Raw genomic sequence first — 22,604 nt, forward strand, 5'->3', positions numbered from 1 at the left:
AGCGGTCCTCTGTTACCTTTTTCGGCTAAATTTCTTGCGTTCGGGCTCAGAAAGCGGTCCTCTGTTACCTTTTTCGGCTAAATTTCTTGCGCTCGGGCACAGAGGACGATTCTCTGTTACCTTTTCCTACTTTTCCCTTCGCTCTCGGACACAGGCTCCAAGCCCTATAACGATTAACAAAAAAGCTGCCAACAAAATCGCCTATTCTGCGTTTGCTGACAGCTAAAGGGAATATTCCCCTTTTATCTCTTATTCATTTCTTCAACTAATAATTTATTTACCATTTGCGGGTTAGCCTGTCCTTTTGTCGCTTTCATCAATTGACCAACAAGGAAACCAATTGCTTTTTGTTTTCCATTTTTAAAGTCTTCAATTGATTGAGGGTTGTTATCCAATACTTCTCCGATGATTTTCAATAAAGCTCCTTCATCGGAAATTTGCACTAGCCCCTTCTCTTTGACAATCGCTTCTGCATCGCCGCCATTTTCGATTAGCTCTTTAAAAACTTGTTTTGCAATTTTACTAGAAATCGTTCCATTTCCAATTAGCTTAATCATGCCAGCAAGGTTTTCTGGAGTTAGCTTTACTTCCGCTAGCTCTTTTTGTTCAGCGTTTAAGTAGGCAGAAACATCTCCCATCACCCAGTTAGAAGCAAGCTTTGGATCAGCACCGTTTGCAACAGTTCCTTCGAAGAAATCAGCCATCTCCTTCGTAACGGTTAATACTTTCGCATCGTATTCTGGTAAGCTCCATTCTTCCATATAACGCTTCTGTCTTGCATCTGGTAGCTCTGGAATTTCTGCGCGAATTCGTGCTTTCCAATCTTCATCGATATATAGATCTGTTAAATCAGGCTCTGGGAAATAACGATAATCATCTGAACCTTCTTTTACACGCATTAATAATGTTGTATTTGTTGCTTCATCAAAGCGACGCGTTTCTTGGTTAATGACTCCGCCTGAAGAAACAACCTCTCTTTGGCGTTGCTCTTCATACTCTAATCCTTTACGGACAAAATTAAAGGAGTTTAAGTTTTTTAGCTCCGTTTTTGTTCCAAATTCCTCTTGCCCAACTGGGCGAATGGAAATGTTGGCATCACAACGTAAAGATCCTTCTTCCATTTTACAGTCAGAAACACCTGTATATTGAACAATTGATTTTAATTTTTCTAAGTAAGCATATGCTTCATTGGGTGTGCGAATATCTGGCTCAGAAACGATTTCGATTAATGGAGTTCCTTGACGGTTAAAGTCCACTAACGAATATCCTTTCTCATGATTTAATTTCCCAGCATCCTCTTCTAAATGAACGCGGGTAATGCCAATTTTTTTCTTATATCCATCGACTTCAATTTCAATCCAGCCATGTTCTCCAATTGGCTTATCGAATTGCGAGATTTGATACGCTTTCGGATTGTCTGGATAAAAATAGTTTTTACGGTCAAATTTTGTTTCAGTCGCTATTTCGCAATTTAATGCCATCGATGCCTTCATGCCATATTCTACTGCTTTTTTATTTAAAACAGGTAGTACGCCAGGATAGCCTAAATCGACTACTGTTGTATTTGTATTCGGCGCTGCACCAAAATGATTTGGGCTTGCTGAGAATATTTTTGATTGTGTTTTTAACTCTACATGGACCTCTAGCCCAATGACTGTTTCAAATTCCATTTTTTTCACCCCTTACAGCGTTGGTTTTTGGTTATGATAATCCGTTGCCTGCTCGAACGCATAGGCCACTTTATACACAGATGCTTCATCAAAGTGTTTACCGATAATTTGTAAACCAAGCGGTAAACCGTTAGAGAAACCACAAGGAACTGAAATACCTGGTACGCCATCTAGGTTCACTGGGATCGTCAATATATCATTTGCATACATCGTTAATGGATCGTCTACATTTTCCCCTAACTTAAAGGCAGGCGTTGGAGTAGTTGGTCCAATAATGACATCATACTTTTCAAATACATCTTCAAAATCTTTTTTGATTAAAGTACGTACTTTTTGTGCTTTTTTATAATAGGCATCATAATAGCCAGAACTTAAAGCAAAGGTTCCAAGCATAATTCTACGCTTTACTTCATCTCCAAAGCCTTCAGCACGAGAACGTTTATATAGATCGATCAATGTTTCAACATTATCTGCACGATAGCCATAGCGAACACCATCAAAGCGTGAAAGGTTTGCAGATGCTTCCGAAGAAGATAATAAATAATAAGTTGCAAGGGCATATTTACTATGTGGCAAGGACACTTCTTCCCATGTAGCACCCAATTTCTCTAGCACTTTTAAGGCATCAAGCACGGATTGACGAACTGCTTCGTTTACTCCTTCTGCTAGGTACTCTTTCGGAACGGCTATTTTCATGCCTTTTACATCTCCGGTTAGTCCTTTTGTAAAATCAGGAACTTCTACATTTGCCGAAGTAGAATCCATTGGGTCTAATCCAGAAATGGCATTCAGTAAGAAAGCATTATCTTCTACCGTACGTGTAATTGGGCCTATTTGATCCAGTGAGGATGCAAATGCAACTAGACCAAAGCGTGAAATTCTACCATATGTAGGTTTTAAGCCGACAACCCCACAGAATGCTGCTGGTTGACGAATCGAACCACCAGTATCCGATCCAAGTGAAAAAAACACTTCACCTGCTGCTACAGAAGCGGCAGAGCCACCTGATGAACCACCAGGAACTGTCTCTAGGTTCCATGGATTTTTTGTTTTTTGGTAATAAGAATTCTCCGTTGAAGACCCCATAGCAAACTCGTCCATATTTAACTTTCCAATCGTTATAGCCCCAGCTGCTTGTAGCTTGTCCATAACAGTGGCATTATAGATAGGCTGGAAATTCTCCAAGATTTTACTAGAGCATGTTGTTCTTAAATCCTTCGTAACGATATTATCCTTTATACCAATCGGCATTCCAAATAGGCTTCCGGAATGTTCCCCATTTACAAGCTTACTATCTAAAGCACTAGCTTGTGATAAAGCATTTTCTTCATCTAAGGTTAAAAATGCCTGTACTTTCTCATCTACATCTTTTATGCGATTATATGATTCTTTTACTAAATCAGTAACAGATATCTCTTTTTTATGTAATAATTCGTGTAAATCCGTCATCTTTTGATCAAAAAGACTCATGTTTTCCCCTCCTTACTCAATGATAGATGGTACTTTAATTTGTCCATCCTGATGATCTGGCGCATTACGTAAAACTTCCTCTACAGGTAATCCCTTTGTTGGTACATCTTCACGTAATACATTTTTCATATCTAACACGTGGGAGGTTGGCTCAATTCCCTCCGTATCTAATTCATTTAGTTGCTCTGCAAACGAAATAATAGCATCTAATTGCTTTTGAAAAAGCTCTGCTTCCTCTTCCGATATCGCAAGTCTAGCAAGATTAGCAACATGCTTTACTTCTTCCTTCGTAATTCTTGACATATATATGTCACCTCCATCATAATACGTACAACACAATAATCTGATAATATCAAACAAATCATTAGGAAAGCAACCGAAAGAAGGAATATATCTTATTAGACGGCTATTTCCTCAAAGATTGTTGTTTTTTTCTATAATTAGACATTTAATCTACGCTCTACTTAAATTGTTACAATCTATCCAATTATACCATTATGTCTCCCTTGATTCTCGTCTCCTTTACTTATTCAGTTAAAAATCTATCAGAAAAAAAGAGGGAGTCCCCTCTTTTTTAAAGTGTACTTTCAGTGGAGGAAAGAAGGGGTTCATACATCATTAACGCATGATTTTCTGTTATATACTCTTCTTCCAATAATACGCCTCTTCTATTGTATTTTTTTCGGTAAATTTGATTGTGACGTATATAGCCCCCAAAATAAGCTGGAGTGATTTGATGTGCCTTTTCAAATACTTCATAACGAGTTAAACTTGGTGACGCTCCTCTCCATTCTCCTTGTAAATGGGAATCGGTCACTTCTAAACATAACTGAAAAGGAATATCTGTTTCATTCTTGATTTGCAAATCCAAATAATTGTAGGAACAGGTTGCTCCACTACCAAACGGCTGTGTTCGGTTCGAATCAGGAAAAACATCATAGCTATGGCGATGTCTTTCCACTACTGTTAACGGAGTATGCAACGTCATCCAATAAATAAGATTAGACAGCTGGCATAGTCCTCCACCTACTCCAGTCCGATAGCTTCCGGAATAAAGAACCATCCCGTCTACAAACCCCTTTTTATAGGTAGGCTTGCCAATCATTCTCCAATACGAGAAGGTTTCTCCTGGTTCTATTACAATCTCGTTTATTTTTGCAACTGCCAATTTTAAATTGATAATTTTATTATACTGTAGCTCCATATCAATATCCTTTAACTCTCTTAACAGCACTGTTTTATGTCTGAAATAGGTATATGGTAATAACTTCGCCTGTTTTTTCTTTGCATATTGTTTTCTTGATATAATCCATTGTACATATCTCTTTGTCGTATAATATTTCTTCCCAAAATAAAGACGAAATGCTGACCTTTTTTTCGGTCTTAGTGCTGTTATATTCATCACATTCTCCATTTTTTCCCTTTTCTCATTTACTTCGCTAAAATTTTATTAAATCCTTCTTTTTAAAAAGATGTAATCCTTAATGCACAAAAAAAGAGAGCAGAAGAAATCGAATCTCTGCTCTCTTTTTCCCTTATTTAAGCTGTAACTACTTCTAATTTCACTTCAATATTTCCTCTAGTCGCTTTAGAGTATGGACAGAAATTATGAGCTTTGTGGACAAGATCCTCCAGCACTTCTTTTTCGATACCCGTGCCTTTTACTGATAATGTTACCCCTATCTTAAATCCATCATCGGTTTCATCTTTCAGTAAGCTTACATTGGCTGTTGTTTCTGATTGGAATTCTACGTTTTCTTTTTGCGCCATTAATTGTAATGCTCCATCAAAACAAGCTGCATACCCTGCCGCAAATAGTTGCTCAGGATTTGTTGCATCCTCCAATTCCTTCGCTCTTTGGGTCCCTGGCATCGCTGTATCAAATTGAATAACATAATCCTCAGATTCTACCCGACCTTCTCTTCCTCCAGTTGCTGTAACAGATGTTGTAAGAACTGTATCACTCATGATTCATTCCTCCAATAATTTATTATTCTTCATAAATACATTGCACACATTTTAATTACACAAAAAATAGTTTGTCCTATCTCTTTTCTTATTTACCTTTTTTAGGAGAAGTAAACATGCTGACAATGATTATGTAATAGCTATTCTCATAATTAGATTGTATTTTCTCTGAGTTGATTGAAGCGAAAGACATTTAACTTCTGCGGGAAATAGAGGAAATCAACGGGATTTCTTAAAAAAATAGCCCAAAAAGATTCCACTTTTTGAGCCTTTCCCCATTTAACTAAACCATTTTCCAATCGTCTTAAATAATCCCTTTTTCTGATTCTCTTCCAGCAATTCCTCTTCTGCTGTATTCGTTTTTTGTTCTCCAACATAAATATTTTCTTTATTTATCGCATAATCATAAGCAATCAATAAGCCAATTTCACTATCTGCATCTTTATTGGTTACAATTGTATATTCCATCTTTGCTTGGTTAGCTTCCTTTATATACTTTGACAAGTACGAATAGTCTAAATGACCATTTAAATATAATTTCGCTCCAGTATTCTTTTTCATAGCATCTGGTATTTCTTTGTAGAGTGATGAGTCAATTACTTGAGATTGGCTTAATGCAATCACAACTCTTTCTCTAAGGGTACCAAGAAATTTTCTTCGTTCCTCTGGCTTTGTTTCCTTTGCCCCATACATGCCCTTTTGCATATAATCATCTAAGTTAGGGTTTGATGACATACTCACAACTCCTTCAAATAGATTCCTCTTCCATACTATACTCTACTCTGCCAATAAAAAACCTTGTATCTTTTTTTAATTTTTTTCATTATACAAAAGAAGAGTATTAGGGCATCACTCATTCCACTTTTTAAGGGAAGCATGATGTCTAACACTCTCTAGTCTTTACTCATAAATATGAATATACGGTTCTTCTGCATCAACATCCAGTACAATTAATGATTCTGGACCGTAAACAGATGTAATACTAACCTGTACAGATGAGTTGTTATTTGGAGGAAAATGTTCCATAACTTTTCCTGCTACAAATTGGGTGAATCCTAAAGCTTCTGCTTCCCCATAAAATTGAATAGGAATCTCAATGCTCAAGTCCTGCATTTTATCATTAACATAGAAAGCTCTCCCGACAACTCCGTTAAAGTTTGGAAAATACTTTTCAATATCTTGCTTAAAGTAAGAAAATGCGTCTGCTTCTGACTTATATTTCGTATCCGAGCTTGGGAATAAAATATATTTTTCATTAATATCTTCCCAGTCACCTATACTTTTGCTGTTTCCTGCAACCTTTGAGTAAGCAAAGAAGTTTCCAGGCACAACAGAAGAGCTTTCTTTTTGTTCAAAAAGAGAAATAATGATTGGAACCTGTTCAAGTCCTTCCACTCCTCTAATTCTTTTTACCACCTCTGCCGCAATTTTCTTTCCTTCTTTTTCAAGCTTTGTTCGATCTATTTTAAGTTCTTTTACCGCTCCCTTTTCCTCATAGGAGTAGACAGAATTCATAGCCAAACCAATTGATATTCCACCAAGCTTCAAACTGTTATCATCGGTTTTTACTAAGTAATCATGCTCAAGTATATGGGCTAAATAAATGGGTTCTTTTCCATTTTCCTTGCCAGCCGGATTTAAGCCTTCAGCATTCTTGCTTGATTTTCTACCTAGCCAACTAGAAATTATATCTTTATTTAAATACTGTCCTTCTTGGAAAAAGTATTGTTCTGGATCATATGCATTTTGCGCAATTCGCATTAAGCCCGTTTCGAATTCGGCAATATCATAGCGCGTATTTAAATTATTAACGACTAATCCCCTTGCTTCAGAAGCTTTAAATGGAACGACTACCTTATAATAATCTTCAGAGATTTTATAGTTTGGAATAATCGCTGTTTCTGTCGTATTACTATCTACGTCTTCTGTCTTTACTTTTTCTTCCTTATTAAAGTTTGGTGCACAAGCGGATAGGATCAATACTAGTCCCAGCACCATTATTACGTGTTTTTTCATTCCTTAAACACACCTTTATTCTTCAATTCTTCCATGAGTCTTTCCTCATCCCACACTTCAATGCCTAACTGTTCGGCTTTTGTTAGTTTACTTCCTGCATCTTCTCCTGCAATAACTAAGTCTGTTTTCTTGCTGACACTTCCGGTTATTTTCCCACCAAGTAATTCAATCTGTTCTTTTGCTTCATTACGAGAAAGCTGTTCTAACTTTCCTGTTAATACGATTGTTTTGCCCGCAAAAACAGAATCTGCCTCTTCTGTTGCTACTGGTAATGGACCTGTATATGCCATGTTAACGCCATAAGCTTTGAGCTCTGTAATTAATTCTAATACTTCTTCCTGTTCGAAAAAAGTGACGATGGAATCGGCCATTTTTTCTCCAATTTCATTAACAGCTGTTAAATCCTCTTTGGTTGCTACCATAAGCTGATCCATATGTTTGAATTCCATCGCAATCGTTTTCGCTGCTTTTGCTCCCACATGTCTAATTCCTAAGCCAAATAACAGCCTTTCAAGGGAGTTTTGTTTCGATTTCTCAATTGCTTGCAATAAATTATTAACAGACTTTTCGCCCATTCTTTCTAATTCAATCAGTTGCTCGAATTCCAATGTGTATAGATCCGCAACATCTTCAATTAATTTTTCGGAAAATAATTGGCTTACTACTCGCTCACCAAGTCCATCAATATTCATTGCATTTCTAGAAACAAAATGAATTAAGCCTTCTCTAATTTGTGCTGGGCATTTTGGATTGATACAGCGCAATGCTACTTCTTCTTCTAATCGTACAAGTTCGCTATTACATTCTGGGCAATGAGTGGGCATCAGAAATTCTTCTTCTTCTCCCGTTCTTTTTTCCACTAGAACATTCACTACTTCTGGAATAATATCGCCTGCTTTTTTGACAACAACCATGTCACCGAGTCTAATATCTTTCTCCCGTATTAGATCCTCGTTATGTAAAGATGCTCTTTTCACTGTTGTCCCAGCAACCTTTACTGGTTCAAGCACAGCAGTTGGCGTCACGACACCGGTTCTGCCGACATTTAGTTCAATATTAAGAAGCTTTGTCATTACTTCTTCTGCAGGGAATTTGTAAGCTATTGCCCATCTTGGACTTTTAGCGGTTGTTCCAAGCTGATCTTGATGAGCTAAACCGTCTACTTTTATCACAATTCCATCTATTTCATATGGCAAATGTGGTCGTTTCTCTTGCCAGCCTTCAATATACTGTAAAACATCCTCAATCGTTGCACATTTTTTTCTTTCTTTGTTTGTCTTAAAACCAAGTGTGTCTAATAAATCAAGACCTTCACTATGGGATTGAACGCCAGTCTGCCCGACATCCCCGATCGCATAAAGAAAGATATCCAGATTTCGTGATGCCGCAATGCGTGGATCTAATTGACGTAAAGAACCTGCAGCAGCATTTCGAGGATTTGCAAATGGCTCTTCCCCGTTTTCATCCTTTATTTTATTCAGTGCTTCAAAGGATTTTTTCGGCATAAATGCTTCACCGCGAACTTCTATATTCACCGATTGATTTAAACGGAGCGGAATGGAGCGAATCGTTTTCAAATTCGCTGTAATATCTTCTCCAGTTGTTCCGTCTCCTCTCGTTGCACCTTGCTCAAATAAGCCATTCTCATATCGAAGGGAAACAGCAAGTCCATCTATCTTCAATTCACAGACATATGAAAAATCTTCCCCAATAGCCCCACGAACCTTCCGATCAAAGTCGCGCAAATCCGCCTCATTAAATGCATTCCCTAAGCTCAGCATCGGTTTTTGATGCTGAACCTTTGAGAACATATCCAGTATTTCTCCACCAATTCGTTGTGAGGGAGAATCATTGGTTTTTAAGCTTGGAAATTGTTCTTCCAAACGGATTAATTCATTTAATAATTTGTCATATTCTGCATCAGGAACAGAAGGATTATCCAGAACATAATATTCATACCCATATTGATTTAATAAATTATGCAGCTCTTTTACTCGCTTTTCTGCAAGGTTTTGTTCCATATACCCTTTCCTTTCTTCCTTATCCTTTTTGAATCGGTGCAAATTTGGCCAACAGCCGTTTAATGCCTACTGGGCTAGGAAAAGCAATGTCTAGCTCTTTTGAATCGCCTTCTCCTTTTACACTAACAACCGTACCAGTACCCCATTTTCCATGAACAGCTTTGTCTCCTATATTCCATTCGATTCCTTCTCCACCCGTTGCTACAGTTGCAGGGCGAATGACAGCTTTTCTTGTTGGCTGTTGTTGCACATAGGAGTTTCGAGTTCCATTTTGTGATGGAGCCATTCTTTGTCGATTGTTAACTGGACTTAGTCCTTCTAGTAAATCCTCCGGAATTTCTTTAACAAAGCGAGAAGGTGGATTCATATTGGTACGTCCAAATAACGTTCTCATCTGCGCATTTGTTAAATACAACTGCTTTTCTGCCCGTGTGATTCCTACATATGCAAGACGGCGTTCCTCTTCCATTTCCGTTTCTTCCATCAACGAACGAGAATGAGGAAATACTCCTTCTTCCAAGCCAATTAAAAAGACAATTGGGAATTCCAACCCTTTTGCTGAATGCAAGGTCATTAAGACAACAGAATCTGCTTGATTGCCGTCATCATCCAATTTATCAATATCAGCAACCAATGCTAAATCTGTTAAGAAAGCAATTAATGATTTATCATCATTTGCTTCTTCAAAGTTCTTGGATACAGACATAAATTCTTCAATATTTTCTAATCTACTTTGAGATTCAATCGATTTTTCTGCTTTTAACATGTCTACATATCCAGATTTATCGATTACTTCCTCAACTAGCTCTGTCACAGATAAATATTCCTGCATTCTCGTGTAATTTTGAATCAAATCACGGAATTCACTCGCAGCCTTTGTAATCTTTGGACTTAAGCCAATTAATTCAACAGCTTCTAATGCTTGATACATGGACATATCATGCATGGCTGCGAAATTGGCGATTTTATCAACAGAGCTAGATCCGATTCCACGCTTTGGAACATTAATTACTCGTTGGAAACTAATATCATCATCAGGATTAGCGATTAAGCGAAGATAAGCTAGTGTATCCTTAATTTCCTTTCGATCGTAGAACTTTATACCTCCAACAATCGAATATTCAATATTAGACTTAAGAAGCATTTCCTCCATTACACGAGATTGTGCGTTCGTACGATAAAGTATAGCTATATCTGATAAATTAAGGGAACTTTCTCTTCTTAATTCCTGAATTTTCCCAATAACAAATTGTGCTTCCCCTTGCTCACTATCCGCTCGATAATAGTAAATCTTGTTGCCATCTTCATTTTCTGTCCATAAGTTTTTATCTTTACGACCAGAATTATTGGCAATTACCTGATTTGCAGCCTGTAGAATGCGTTTTGTGGAACGGTAGTTTTGTTCCAACATCACTACTTTTGCATTCGGATAATCTTTTTCAAAAGAAAGGATATTTGAAATATCCGCACCACGCCATGCATAAATGGACTGATCGGAATCACCCACTACACATAGATTGCGGAATCTGCTTGCTAGAAGCTTTACAAGCATATATTGGGATCTATTCGTATCCTGATACTCATCCACATGAATATATTGAAATTTGCGTTGATAATATTCCAGCACTTCCGGTACTCTTTGAAAAAGATGGATTGTCTGCATAATTAAATCATCGAAATCCAACGCTTGGTTTTTACGTAAACGTCTTTGATACTCTGTATATACATCACTGACAATTTGAGAGAAGTAATCGCCTGCAGTCTTCGCAAATTCTTCTGGAGTAACAAGTTCATTCTTTGAAGAACTAATACTTGCTAGAATAGCACGAGGATCATATTTCTTTGGATCGATATTGCGGTCTTTTAGAATGCCTTTAATGACAGACTGCTGATCTGTTGTATCTAATATCGTAAAATTACGGTTATAACCAATTCGATCAATATCTTTTCTTAGAATTCGTACACACATGGAGTGAAAGGTTGATATCCATATTTCTTCACTTGCTCCACCTAAAACAGCTGCAATCCTTTGACGCATTTCCTTTGCTGCTTTATTTGTAAACGTAATTGCCAAGATATTGTATGGATTAATTCCCTTTTCCACCATAAGATAGGCAATTCTCTGTGTTAAAACTCGGGTTTTTCCACTTCCTGCTCCAGCCATAATTAACAAAGGACCATCTGTTGCTTTAACAGCTTCCTTCTGTTCTGGGTTTAATCCATTTAATATTTTATCTGTTAAAAATTGCATCTTTTCACCACCATAAGAACATATATTCTATTTTAACCTAGCCTCATTGTATATTCAACGATTGCTCTTTTTTATTTTTACCGTACTCAATGCAGCAGATAAGTCTTTATAAATAATATTTCCGACAACAATTACATCTGCATAGCTTCCCATTTCATTTGCCTGTTCTACTGTTTCAATTCCTCCACCATAGAAAAGAACCGTTTCGCTTAGTTGGCTTTTAGCAGCTTTTACGAATGCAGGATCTCCATATGCCCCGCTGTATTCCAAATAAAAAATTGGCAAATGAAACATCTTTTCTGCCATTAAAGCATAGGCTGCGATATCTTCTTCGGATAATTCCGTTTGAGCACTTGTTAACTTCGCTGCTTTACAGTCTTTATTTAACACACAATAGCCCTGAATTAAAAATTCATCCCAATCCATGAGCTCTCCATATTCCTTTACCGCTTCATGATGAAGACCAGTAATCCATTTCGTATCACTACTATTTAACACGGTAGGAATAAAATATAAATCAAATCCAGGTGAAACCGAATCTATTGTTGACACTTCTAATATACAAGGAACAGTGTAACGACGGACACGAGCCATTAAATTTAATACATTATCCAACGTGATTCCATCCGTGCCACCGATGATGATTGCATCTGTACCAGACTCACACAAACTATCAAGCGCCTCGTCTGAGATTTCCTTATTCGGGTCTAATTTAAATACATGACGCCATTCGCGCACATCATACATGCAAACTTCCTCCATTCTAACCATTACATCATTTCATTATAGCATTAGATATTCCATCAAAAAAGAAATCCTTCCGTTTAATTGCATGTAAATATTTCTTGGTGATCAGAAAAGCGGAGGGGACCCGTTTTGGAGCGTTTGGGGTGGAGCAACCTTTCCTGTGATATAGAAAACACGGGGACTGGAGCTAGAAAAAAAATCGTCTTCAAAAACTTATTCTTTCATATCTGCTAAAAAAGAATGGAAGGAACCAATCCTCCCTAGTATTGGACGAAAAGGCAGATGTAATTGTTTCATTTTTATAAAGGGAATGTATATGGTTTTCGATAAAAAACATCAAACTTCCATAGAAAAAGGGTTGTCCGAAAAGTGTAAATCGTTCAGATTTACTCTTTTCGGACAATCCCTTAATCCTTATTCTTCGGTTTTCGACGGTTCTTCTTTCTTAATACGTGCTAACGCCAATTCGTATGCATCATTTCCATAATTCAAGCAACGTTTTACACGAGAAATAGTTGCAGTACTTGCGCCTGTTTCTTTTTCAATGGTGTGATAAGTATTACCTTCTCTTAGCATTCTTGCTACTTCTAGGCGTTGCGATAGTGATTGAATTTCATTAACTGTACATAAGTCATCAAAAAACTGATAGCATTCTTCTAATGATTCGAGGGAAAGAATGGATTCAAATAATTGGTCCAGCTCTCTTCCTCTTAATTTATCAATTTGCATAGGGAACCTCCATTTTTTTCATCTTTTATTTTCATGGATTATATATAGTTTTAAATAAATGCTGTTGTTAAAGTTGTGATGCCTTAGGCGTCAGCTCGCTTTTCATGGGGCGATCCGACGCCTCTCCAAACAAACATATTTTTGGCTTTTTAAATGCGAAGAAGTCTACATATTCGCATGCTTCGATTATTATTTCAGCGTAATAGCGTTCTTTAATCCAGGACTAGAAGGAATAATATTTACCCATGTCTTCCCTGGTACAAACCCAATCTGCTTATCTCCTTTAAATGGAAGAAGTCTTCCGTCAATATTTTTCCAATTAACTTCCTGCCACTTACCTTGCTGCAACAAATACGCCTTGCCGCCAGATGTTAAATCAATTTCTTTTCTTCCTTTATTATCAATTACCTTATGACTGGTCTCAATAATAAAAACATTATCTACTGCAACGGATGCATTTGTTTCATTATCTACTGTTTGTTCTCCATTAGAAAAACGGATATATTTCTGTACATCTTTTTCATATAAAAACCGTGAATTAAAGCTTGGATTATTACCATAATTAATACTAACAGAGGTGGCCTCTTCTCCCTCAATTTCCTCTAATTCCTTTGTTTTTAAAAATAATAAAGGTTTTGGTGCTCCTGCGAGCGAATAATTATTCTCCTTTGCGCCCTTTTCAATATTGGCAAAGCTTATGTAAGAATTATGAGGGGCAACTCGGTCAGAGGACCGTTTAAAGAGGGTTCCATCATACTCCATCCCGTTTAAATTATCAATATAACCGTTTGTAAGTAGTTTTTTTGCTTCTGGACTATATCCATGAGCGATATACAGGCTATTAAACCCCTTCGCCAGCTCAATATAATAATCTCGTGAGCTACGGACAGGACCAACTACCTGAGGCTTTGTACTTTGAAAAACCGCTAGAAAACGAGTAACCTCCCCTTCTGCCAATACTTCATAAACAATATCTGCATCTGTAAGTCCAGTTTGGGGTCTCGCCTCAGGGTGATTATTAATCATAACAGTAACTGCACGTGCCGTACTTTCTGTTTTACTAGGCAAACCAGTTAATGGATACAAAGTAGAAAGATTTGCTATTCCATCTTCCTCTTTTACTCCATTGCCAGTTTGATTACCATTATGATTTCCTACTTCCTTTGGATCACTATTACAAGCCGTTAAGGTGAGAAGCAGAAATAGAAAAACAATACAACTTTTCTTCATAGTCCCCTCCTATTTTCAATCGACACGATATGAAAATACTTTGTGTCTTTAAATCTACTCCCTTATTAAGCCTTGCTTTAAAGGAGTAGATCTTTACTTATTAAATATATCAGAATATTCAAATTAAACAATGGGACTCTTTTATATTTTAACGCATTATCGCTGGAAAGAGTACACTTTTATTCATTACATCATATAAACCTTTTTGTGTAATCCGAATATATGGTAAATGGGTTGAGGTAAAAAACACAATGGTATAAATGGGATCCTCATACCGATACCCTTTCTCTTTAATATATTTCAGTAATTCCTTCTCTTTTTTTATTAGTTCTGCCATTGGTATGGAAGCCATCATTCCTCGTAATGGCAAGGGAATTTCGATGTCTACCTGGCCATTTTTGACTAACACAATTCCTCCGCCTATCTCTTTTAATCGTTCAAATGCTATTATCATATCTGCCTGGCTTTTCCCTAATAAAACAATATCTCCATCTCCTGTATAGGAGCTAGCCATTCCGCCAATTTCATTTGTAAAACCCTTCAGTAAAGTATTTATACGCCATTCTCCTTCTCGGTCAAGCAACATGAAATAGCATTCATCGTGTTCTTCTGTCATAGTAGCATCGGAGACGTTAATTGAGATGGAATATGGTTTTGTAATTACCGCATTTTCCAAGCTAATTCCAAAAGGCATTGAAAATTGCATATCAAGGCTATTCACACTCCAATTTATATCTAATGGGCTTAAATCAAATTGCTCCCAATCAACCGAAGGATAAGCTTCCTCTATTTCCTTTCCATCCTTTTTCACCCACATTCCTTTTGCTAAAACAGAGACAGGCGTTGGATTATCTTTCGCTTTCAGCAAATTGATATTTGCGACTCTTCCAGTTGCAATATTTCCATGTAAATGTTCGATTCCATGATATTTAGCAATATTAATGGTTGCCATATTATATGCATCGATTAATGGGACACCATGATTCATTGCAATCCGAATAAGCTGATCAATATGTCCATTTTCGTAAAAAGAGGATGGGGATCCATCTGTTGTTAGCATAAAATAATCATACTGATCAATTCCCAATTCTTTGATTTCTTCTAATAATTTTGGTAAATCTGGACGAATAGAAGAATAACGAAGACTTACTTTATATCCTTGCAGCAATCGATTTAGCACTTCTTTTCCCGTCATTGCCTCATGATCACTATCTACTCCTAGAAGCATTAATTTTGCCAACGTTTTTTCAGATGCACCAGGAAAGTGACCCTCGATTCGTTTTCTTAATCGTTTTGTCTCCTGCATCCAGTGAAGCATCATATCATCACCGTCTAAAAGTCTCGGCCAGCCAGTTAATTCTCCACCTTGAATGACTGCATCATTCTCCAGCCAGCTTTTTACATTTCCATGGGAAAAGACTTGCTCTTCCTCTTTTAACTCTGTTTGGGCATCATATCTACTCCACCACAATATCGTGGATGGAATGTCTTTCATAAAACTCAAAAAAGTAAACGCTTTCTTTTTTTCTAACTGCATAGCCAAAACTAAGTTATCATTTACGTGTGTAGTTGTTCCAAATTGTGATGTATATTGGGCTAAGGTTAGGGGATTATAAATTTGAAAAGGATGCGCGTGTGGTTCTATGTATCCTGGAACTAAAAAAAGATCGGTGCAATCAACAATTTCAGCTTGATCTAATCGTTTGGGCATATCCTTGCCCACATAAATGATTCTATCCTGATATATCCATATATTTGCTATAAGCCACTTGCGTAATATCTGATTTAAGTAAGTTGCATTTTTCAAAATAATTGTGGGGGATTTTTCACCATTCAAAATGGATACATGGTCACGCAAAACTTTGTTTTTCCATCGATATCGCTGAGCTAACACTACGCTTCCTCCCTTTTCATGTATGCTTCATGTATATAAAAAATGGAACGATTTTTCTTTAAACAAATAGGAAATTGTATCGTAATTTCCTAAGATTAACATTATTTTACCATATAAAATATCAAATCATATTACCGTTTTGTTAAATTTATGTAGGAGGACCAAAACTTATGAATCCAAAACAAAATATAAGTTTAATTAATGCGCTAATTCGGATTACCCTTGGTTGTGCATTTCTCGGATGGAGCACGGCAAAAATGGCAAAGAAGCCTTATAATCAATCGTATTTTTTAATTGCCTTGCTTGCTGGAATGAAAATCGCAGAAGGAATCGTCCGCTATTGTCCAGTTGTTGCTCTTTACGGGAAAAAGGATGCAATTATGCCTAAATTCCAGCACAACCACTCTCAAAGTCAAAGTTCGCATACACCATCATCCCCTAAAGATGAGAAAAAAGATTCTACCTCCTCTAGAGAAGTAGCAGAAATGATGGAACAATTTAGTCCAGAAAAAATATTTTCTCCAGAAGATATGAAGAAATAAAGATTAGTAAAGGCTATCCAATATACATATTGGATAGCCTTTACCTTGATTTAATCATGTTTAGGAATGCTTTGATGTGGTAAATTCAATAACACAAAAGAAAAAGGAGCTGAAAGGAATGACAAATCCTAAAAATCCATTGGATCTCTATTATACAAATGAATTTCCAAAGCAGTATCAGGAGCCTCCTGGTGTACAGGCTAAAATGGATCCACAGCCTGATTGTGGGGAAACAAGCTATAAGGGATCTGGAAGATTAAAAGGGCGAAAAGCACTAGTAACTGGTGGTGATTCTGGAATTGGTCGTGCAGCCGCCATTGCTTACGCTCGTGAAGGTGCAGATGTAGCAATTAATTACTTACCTGCAGAACAAGAAGATGCGGATGAGGTGAAAAAATTAATTGAAGCAGAAGGCCATAAAGCTGTACTCATACCAGGAGATTTAAGCGATGAGAGTTTTTGTAAAGATTTAGTAGATAAGGCTTATCAGGAATTAGGTGGATTAGACGTATTAGCTTTAGTAGCAGGGAAACAACAAGCTGTTGAAGATATCCTAGATTTATCAACAGAACAGCTTCGTAAAACCTTTGAAGTAAATGTATTCTCTTTATATTGGGTTGTTAAAGCGGCGCTTCCGTACTTGCCAAAAGGTGCTTCTATCATTACAACCACTTCTGTTCAAGGCTATAACCCTAGTCCTAACTTATTAGATTATGCACCATCCAAATTCGCCATTAACGGCTTTACCCGCGGACTTGCCAAACAATTAGCTTCCAAAGGAATCCGCGTAAACTCTGTTGCTCCAGGTCCAATTTGGACAGCCTTACAAATTACAGGTGGTCAACCAAGTGAAGCTATTCCAACATTTGGCCAACAAGCGCCTTTACAACGAGCTGGACAGCCAGTTGAACTTTCAAGTACTTACGTATTTTTAGCTTCAAATGAATCTAGCTATGTTACTGCTCAAATATATGGTATTACCGGTGGGATTGAATTGGCTTAAGTTTAAATGGAGGAAGTGTCTCTGTTACCTATAGGTTGGATTTTTTATGTTATTGGGCTTAGAGGGGGAGTCTCTGTTACCTTGAAGACGACTTTTGCTTGATTTCGGGCTCAGAGATGCTTCCTCTGTTACCTCGAAGACGACTTTTGCTTGATTTCGGGCTCAGAGACGCTTCCTCTGTTACCTCGAAGATGACTTTTGCTTGATTCCGGGCTCAGAGATGCTTCCTCTGTTACCTCGAAGATGACTTTTGCTTGATTTCGGGCTCAGAGACGCTTCCTCTGTTACCTCGAAGACGACTTTTGCTTGATTTCGGGCTCAGAGATGCTTCCTCTGTTACCTCGAAGACGACTTTTGCTTGATTTCGGGCTCAGAGACGCTTCCTCTGTTACCTCGAAGATGACTTTTGCTTGATTCCGGGCTCAGAGATGCTTCCTCTGTTACCACACCATATACCATTAACAAAAAATCCCCATATGCAATCATCGATTAAACCAATGCTACATACAGGGATTACTTCTTTATTTTATAGCCTTAAAGCCGATGTCTTTTCGATAAAAAACGCCATCGCTCTCTAATTTCTCTAATTCTTTATATACCTTATCCTGTGCATCTTTTAGTGTACGTCTCTTGGCAGCAATTAATAAAACACGTCCGCCATCTGTTGTAAATGCACCATCTTCATTTAGGTCGGTTCCTGCATGAAAAATAGAGACATCTTCCATTTTATCTAAGCCTTGGATAACAGCACCTTTTTCATATGCCTCTGGATAGCCTTTTGATGCAATAACTACACCTAGCATATCCTCTTCATACCATTCGATTGTTGGAGTCTCTCCATTTAAAACAGATAAAATAACTTTCACTAAATCGGACTTCATGCGTGGTAAGATAACTTGTGTTTCTGGATCGCCGAGTCTTGCATTAAACTCAATTACTTTTGGTCCTTTGTCAGTTGCAATTAAACCAGCATATAAAATGCCTGTAAATGCTCTATCTTCTGCTATCATTGCTTTTGCAGTTGGTTTAACGATTGTTTCAATTGCCGTTTGCACGATTGCAGAATCAATGTGTGGAACTGGAGAATAAGCTCCCATTCCCCCTGTATTGGGTCCTTTATCTCCATCAAAGGCACGTTTATGATCTTGGGCAATTTCTAATGGGATTACTGTTTCTCCATCCACAAAGGACATTAAAGAAAATTCTTCTCCAGCTAAAAATTCCTCAATAACGACTGTTGCAGAAGCACTGCCGAATTTTTCGCCAACAAGCATTTCTTTAATGCTAGCTAAGGCCTCTTCCAGATTCATAGCAACAGTTACGCCTTTACCAGCTGCTAATCCATCTGCTTTAATAACAATTGGTGCACCTTTTTCCTCAATATACGCTTTCGCTGCTTCATAATCAGAAAAAGTTTGGTATTCTCCAGTTGGAATTTGATATTTCTTCATTAAGTCTTTAGCGAATGATTTACTTCCTTCAATTTCAGCAGCACGTTTATTTGGACCAAATACTTTTAATCCGGCAGCTTGAAATTGATCGACTACACCAAGAAGTAACGGTACTTCTGGACCTACAATAGTCAAATCAATTTTTTGCGTTAAGGCAAAATCAACCAGTTTTGCTACCTCTGTTTCCTCTATCGCAATGCGCTCTGCCACATCGGTCATTCCAACATTTCCTGGCGCCACAAAAACAGTGTCTACTTTTTCACTTTCGCTTACTTTTGTACAAATCGCATGCTCCCGACCACCGCGGCCAATAACAAGTACTTTCATTCTCTATATCCCCCAAGCTTAAAGATATTAATGTTTGAAATGTCTTACTCCTGTTAATACCATTGCAATACCATATTCATTAGCTTTCTTGATGGAATCTTCATCACGAATACTTCCACCTGTTTGGATAATCGCCGTAACACCCGCTTTCGCTGCTGCTTCAACCGTATCATCCATTGGGAAAAATGCATCAGACGCTAACACGGCACCAACTGCTTTTTCACCAGCCTGCTCTAAGGCAATTTTTGCAGATCCGACGCGATTCATTTGTCCTGCACCAACGCCTAGTGTCATTTCTTTGTTATTCACTACGATTGCATTTGATTTAACATGCTTGACGATTTTCCAGCCGAATTTAAGAGCTTCCCACTCTTCATCTGTAGGTTTCTTCTCTGTAGGGATTGTAATCGTTGCATCATCTAAAGAATAGCGGTCAAAATCTTGTGTTAATAATCCACCCTCAATCGAAGTAAATTTCATTTCTTTACTGCTACCTGTTTCAAAAGGAATCGTTAATAAACGGATATTTTTCTTTCCTTGTAAAATATCTAAAGCCTCTTGGGAATAAGAAGGGGCAATAACAATTTCTAAGAAAATTTCATGTAGTTTTTGAGCTGTCTCTGCATCTACTTCTCTATTTAACGCAATAATCCCACCGAAAATAGAAACTGGATCTGCTTCAAAAGCTTTTGTGAAAGCAGTAAAAATATCTTCTCCTGTTCCAACTCCACATGGATTACTATGCTTAATCGCAACTGCAGCAGGCTCTACAAATTCTTTTACGATTTGAATCGCTGCATCTGCATCATTGATATTGTTGTAAGAAAGTTCTTTTCCGTGTAATTGGGTTGCGTTAGCAATCGAGAATTCAGAACCTAATGGTTTACGATAAAATGCAGCCTTTTGATGAGGATTCTCTCCATAGCGTAAGGATTGCTTCAACTCATACGTCACCGTTAATTTTTCTGGCGTTTCTTCTTGCGTAAGCTCTGTCATATATTCTGCAATCATGGCATCATAAGCAGCTGTATGACGGAATACCTTTGCTGCAAGTCTGCGTCTCGTTTCAAACGATACTTCCTCGTCTTGTTTTAATTCAGAAATAACGGTTTGATAATCAACAGGATCTACCACTACCGTTACATACTGGTGATTCTTTGCCGATGCACGAAGCATTGTTGGTCCGCCGATATCTATATTTTCAATCGCGTCTTCCACCGTTACATCTGACTTAGCAATCGTTTGCTGGAAAGGATATAAATTAACACAAACGATTTGAATTGGGTCAATTTTGTGCTCTTCTAATTGTGCAATATGGCTTGGCTCATCAAATTTTGCAAGCAATCCACCATGAATATACGGATTTAAAGTTTTCACTCTTCCTTCTAGAATTTCAGGAAATCCCGTGACATCACTCACGCTCATTACAGGAATCCCACTATCTTGAATTGCTTTTTTTGTTCCCCCTGTAGAAATTAACTCAAATCCTAATTCATGAAGTTCTTTTGCAAAATCTGTAATACCTGTTTTATCAGAAACACTAATTAACACTCTTTTTTTCATCATTATTCCCCCTGATATTTCATCCCTGTTGATATCTTAAGTATGATGGTCTTTCGTTTTATGCGTTCATCTATTGATGGAATACTTCTTTTTTATGAAGCAAATTTTGGATAACCTGTGGATATAGTTGGTGCTCCAATACTTGAATTTTTTCCTGAATGCTTTCTCTTGTTTCTTTTTCCGACAAAGTAATGGCCTCTTGAGCAATAATTGGCCCTGTATCCATTCCAGCATCTACATAATGAATGGTAATCCCTGTTTGTGAAACTCCTGCCTCTAATGCTTGGCCAATTGCATCCTTGCCTGGAAAAGCTGGCAGTAAAGATGGATGAACATTGATAATTTTTCCTGGAAAAGCTTGTAAAAGTGTATCGCCTATTAATCTCATATATCCAGCAAGGACGATTAAATCAATCTCATTTGCTTTTACATGCTTTAAAACTTCACGTTCATAATCTGCCTTTTCCTGATAATTCTTTGCTGCAAAAACAAAGGTGGGTATTTCTTCTTTCATCGCTCTATCAATGACATAAGCTCCCGGTTTATCAGAGACTAATAGGGTAATAGAGGCATTCAAATCCCCTCGTTTTACCGCATTTACTATTGCCTGAAAGTTCGAACCATTACCAGAAGCAAAAACAGCAATCCGCTTCATATACATTCCTCCACCACTATTTGAGGATGATATTTATTTCCCCGTCCTCTGTAACTTTTCCTATTGTATACGCATTTTCCCCAATACGAGTAAAATGGTCAATGACTTGTTCTTCTATTTCCTTGCTGACGGCAAGCACCATTCCCGTTCCCATATTAAAGATGTTATACATTTCTTTGCGATCAATTTCGCCAATCTGCTCCATTTTCTTAAAAACAGCAGGTACTTCCCAGTTTGATTCATCCAATTCCATTCCAAATCCTTCTGGAAGCATTCTTGGAATATTTTCGATAAATCCTCCACCTGTAATATGTGCTAGACCTTTAATATCAAATTCCTTTAAAGCAGACAGAACCGATTTCACGTAAATTCTCGTTGGCTTGATCAATTCTTCCCCTAATGTACAACCGAATTCCTCGATATAATCAGATAGAGACATATTTGCTTTTTCGAAAAATAACTTTCGGACAAGGGAGTAGCCATTGCTATGAATTCCATTAGAGGCTAGACCAATCAGGACATCTCCAGCTTGGATTGTTTCACAAGTTATAAGCTTTTCTTTTTCACAAGCTCCTACAGCAAAGCCAGCTAAATCGTATTCTTCTTCGTCATACATTCCTGGCATCTCCGCTGTTTCTCCGCCTACCAATGCACACCCAGCTTGTTCACACCCATCTGCTATTCCTTTGACAATTGCCTCAATTTTACTAGGCTCTGCTTTTCCACAAGCAATATAGTCAAGGAAATAGATTGGTTCTGCTCCTTGGACGACAATATCATTTACACACATCGCCACAGCATCGATTCCAATCGTATCATGCTTATCCAGCATAAATGCAAGCATTAGCTTTGTTCCTACTCCATCAGTTCCTGATACTAAAACAGGGTTTTGCAAATTTAGAACAGATAGATCAAACATGCCGCCAAATCCGCCTAATCCACCCATAACACCTGGACGAATTGTTTTTTTCACATGCTTCTTCATTCTTGTTACTGCTTCATAGCCTGCCTCTATATTAACACCTGCTTGTTTATAAGCCTCAGCCATTTTGTGCCTCCTAAAATAT

General features: G+C 37.6%; 19 protein-coding genes. 2 read left to right on the forward strand and 17 right to left on the reverse strand.

The window, feature by feature from the left end; genetic code table 11:
* Nucleotides 1-242 precede the first annotated feature (242 nt).
* The 13 genes from gatB to RTL21_RS11685 form a co-directional block, all read right to left on the reverse strand.
* The gene (gene gatB, locus RTL21_RS11625) at nt 243-1,670 is read right to left on the reverse strand and encodes an Asp-tRNA(Asn)/Glu-tRNA(Gln) amidotransferase subunit GatB (RefSeq protein ID WP_312096052.1); all 1,428 of its coding nucleotides are present in this window, start codon (nt 1,668-1,670) and stop codon (nt 243-245) included.
* Between the two features lie 12 nt (nt 1,671-1,682).
* A complete protein-coding gene (gene gatA / locus RTL21_RS11630) occupies nt 1,683-3,140 on the reverse strand; it encodes an Asp-tRNA(Asn)/Glu-tRNA(Gln) amidotransferase subunit GatA (protein ID WP_312096053.1) in 1,458 nt (485 codons plus the stop codon).
* A 12-nt stretch (nt 3,141-3,152) separates the two neighbouring features.
* A complete protein-coding gene (gatC, locus tag RTL21_RS11635) occupies nt 3,153-3,443 on the reverse strand; it encodes an Asp-tRNA(Asn)/Glu-tRNA(Gln) amidotransferase subunit GatC (RefSeq protein ID WP_312096054.1) in 291 nt (96 codons plus the stop codon).
* A 271-nt stretch (nt 3,444-3,714) separates the two neighbouring features.
* Nucleotides 3,715-4,542: a VanW family protein gene (locus RTL21_RS11640; protein ID WP_312096055.1), complete on the reverse strand. Its 828-nt coding sequence runs from the start codon at nt 4,540-4,542 to the stop codon at nt 3,715-3,717.
* Between the two features lie 137 nt (nt 4,543-4,679).
* Nucleotides 4,680-5,108 (reverse strand): organic hydroperoxide resistance protein, encoded by a 429-nt coding sequence (locus RTL21_RS11645; RefSeq protein ID WP_312096056.1) that lies wholly within the window; start codon nt 5,106-5,108, stop codon nt 4,680-4,682.
* A 279-nt stretch (nt 5,109-5,387) separates the two neighbouring features.
* On the reverse strand, nt 5,388-5,843 hold the full coding sequence (locus tag RTL21_RS11650; protein ID WP_312096057.1) for a YueI family protein: 456 nt from the start codon (nt 5,841-5,843) through the stop codon (nt 5,388-5,390).
* Between the two features lie 165 nt (nt 5,844-6,008).
* Entirely contained in the window at nt 6,009-7,124 is a 1,116-nt protein-coding gene (locus RTL21_RS11655) for a CamS family sex pheromone protein (RefSeq protein WP_312096058.1), read from the reverse strand.
* On the reverse strand, nt 7,121-9,145 hold the full coding sequence (ligA, locus tag RTL21_RS11660) for an NAD-dependent DNA ligase LigA (RefSeq protein WP_312096059.1): 2,025 nt from the start codon (nt 9,143-9,145) through the stop codon (nt 7,121-7,123). The genes RTL21_RS11655 and ligA overlap by 4 nt, the downstream gene beginning before the upstream one ends.
* 19 nt (nt 9,146-9,164) lie before the next feature.
* Nucleotides 9,165-11,396 carry a DNA helicase PcrA gene (pcrA, locus tag RTL21_RS11665; protein WP_312096060.1) on the reverse strand — a complete coding sequence of 744 codons (2,232 nt, stop codon included), beginning with the start codon at nt 11,394-11,396 and terminating at the stop codon, nt 9,165-9,167.
* Nucleotides 11,397-11,450: 54 nt separating this feature from the next.
* A complete protein-coding gene (pcrB, locus tag RTL21_RS11670) occupies nt 11,451-12,143 on the reverse strand; it encodes a heptaprenylglyceryl phosphate synthase (RefSeq protein WP_312096061.1) in 693 nt (230 codons plus the stop codon).
* A gap of 414 nt (nt 12,144-12,557) precedes the next feature.
* Nucleotides 12,558-12,872 carry a YerC/YecD family TrpR-related protein gene (locus tag RTL21_RS11675; protein ID WP_312096062.1) on the reverse strand — a complete coding sequence of 105 codons (315 nt, stop codon included), beginning with the start codon at nt 12,870-12,872 and terminating at the stop codon, nt 12,558-12,560.
* Nucleotides 12,873-13,061: 189 nt separating this feature from the next.
* A complete protein-coding gene (locus tag RTL21_RS11680; protein ID WP_312096063.1) occupies nt 13,062-14,102 on the reverse strand; it encodes a DUF3048 domain-containing protein in 1,041 nt (346 codons plus the stop codon).
* 148 nt (nt 14,103-14,250) lie between these two features.
* Nucleotides 14,251-15,996, reverse strand: a complete 1,746-nt coding sequence (locus RTL21_RS11685; RefSeq protein WP_312096064.1) for an adenine deaminase C-terminal domain-containing protein — start codon at nt 15,994-15,996, stop codon at nt 14,251-14,253.
* A gap of 170 nt (nt 15,997-16,166) precedes the next feature.
* Here RTL21_RS11685 and RTL21_RS11690 point away from each other — a divergent pair, with 170 nt between their 5' ends.
* Both RTL21_RS11690 and RTL21_RS11695 read left to right on the forward strand, forming a co-directional pair.
* Nucleotides 16,167-16,538 carry a YgaP-like transmembrane domain gene (locus RTL21_RS11690; RefSeq protein WP_312096065.1) on the forward strand — a complete coding sequence of 124 codons (372 nt, stop codon included), beginning with the start codon at nt 16,167-16,169 and terminating at the stop codon, nt 16,536-16,538.
* A gap of 118 nt (nt 16,539-16,656) precedes the next feature.
* Complete coding sequence (locus tag RTL21_RS11695; RefSeq protein WP_312096066.1) at nt 16,657-17,541, forward strand: SDR family oxidoreductase; 885 nt, start codon at nt 16,657-16,659, stop codon at nt 17,539-17,541.
* A 521-nt stretch (nt 17,542-18,062) separates the two neighbouring features.
* On the opposite strand, the gene purD is transcribed toward RTL21_RS11695, so the two are convergent.
* The 4 genes from purD to purM all read right to left on the reverse strand — a co-directional run bounded on the left by purD (nt 18,063) and on the right by purM (nt 22,585).
* Nucleotides 18,063-19,319 (reverse strand): phosphoribosylamine--glycine ligase, encoded by a 1,257-nt coding sequence (gene purD / locus RTL21_RS11700; protein WP_312096067.1) that lies wholly within the window; start codon nt 19,317-19,319, stop codon nt 18,063-18,065.
* 27 nt (nt 19,320-19,346) lie between these two features.
* The gene (gene purH / locus RTL21_RS11705; protein WP_312096068.1) at nt 19,347-20,882 is read right to left on the reverse strand and encodes a bifunctional phosphoribosylaminoimidazolecarboxamide formyltransferase/IMP cyclohydrolase; all 1,536 of its coding nucleotides are present in this window, start codon (nt 20,880-20,882) and stop codon (nt 19,347-19,349) included.
* Nucleotides 20,883-20,952: 70 nt separating this feature from the next.
* Nucleotides 20,953-21,537: a phosphoribosylglycinamide formyltransferase gene (gene purN, locus RTL21_RS11710; RefSeq protein WP_312096069.1), complete on the reverse strand. Its 585-nt coding sequence runs from the start codon at nt 21,535-21,537 to the stop codon at nt 20,953-20,955.
* 16 nt (nt 21,538-21,553) lie between these two features.
* On the reverse strand, nt 21,554-22,585 hold the full coding sequence (gene purM, locus RTL21_RS11715) for a phosphoribosylformylglycinamidine cyclo-ligase (protein WP_312096070.1): 1,032 nt from the start codon (nt 22,583-22,585) through the stop codon (nt 21,554-21,556).
* Nucleotides 22,586-22,604 lie beyond the last annotated feature (19 nt).

Origin of the sequence: Niallia sp. (assembly GCF_031978665.1) — a bacterium.
GTDB lineage: Bacteria > Bacillota > Bacilli > Bacillales > Cytobacillaceae > Niallia.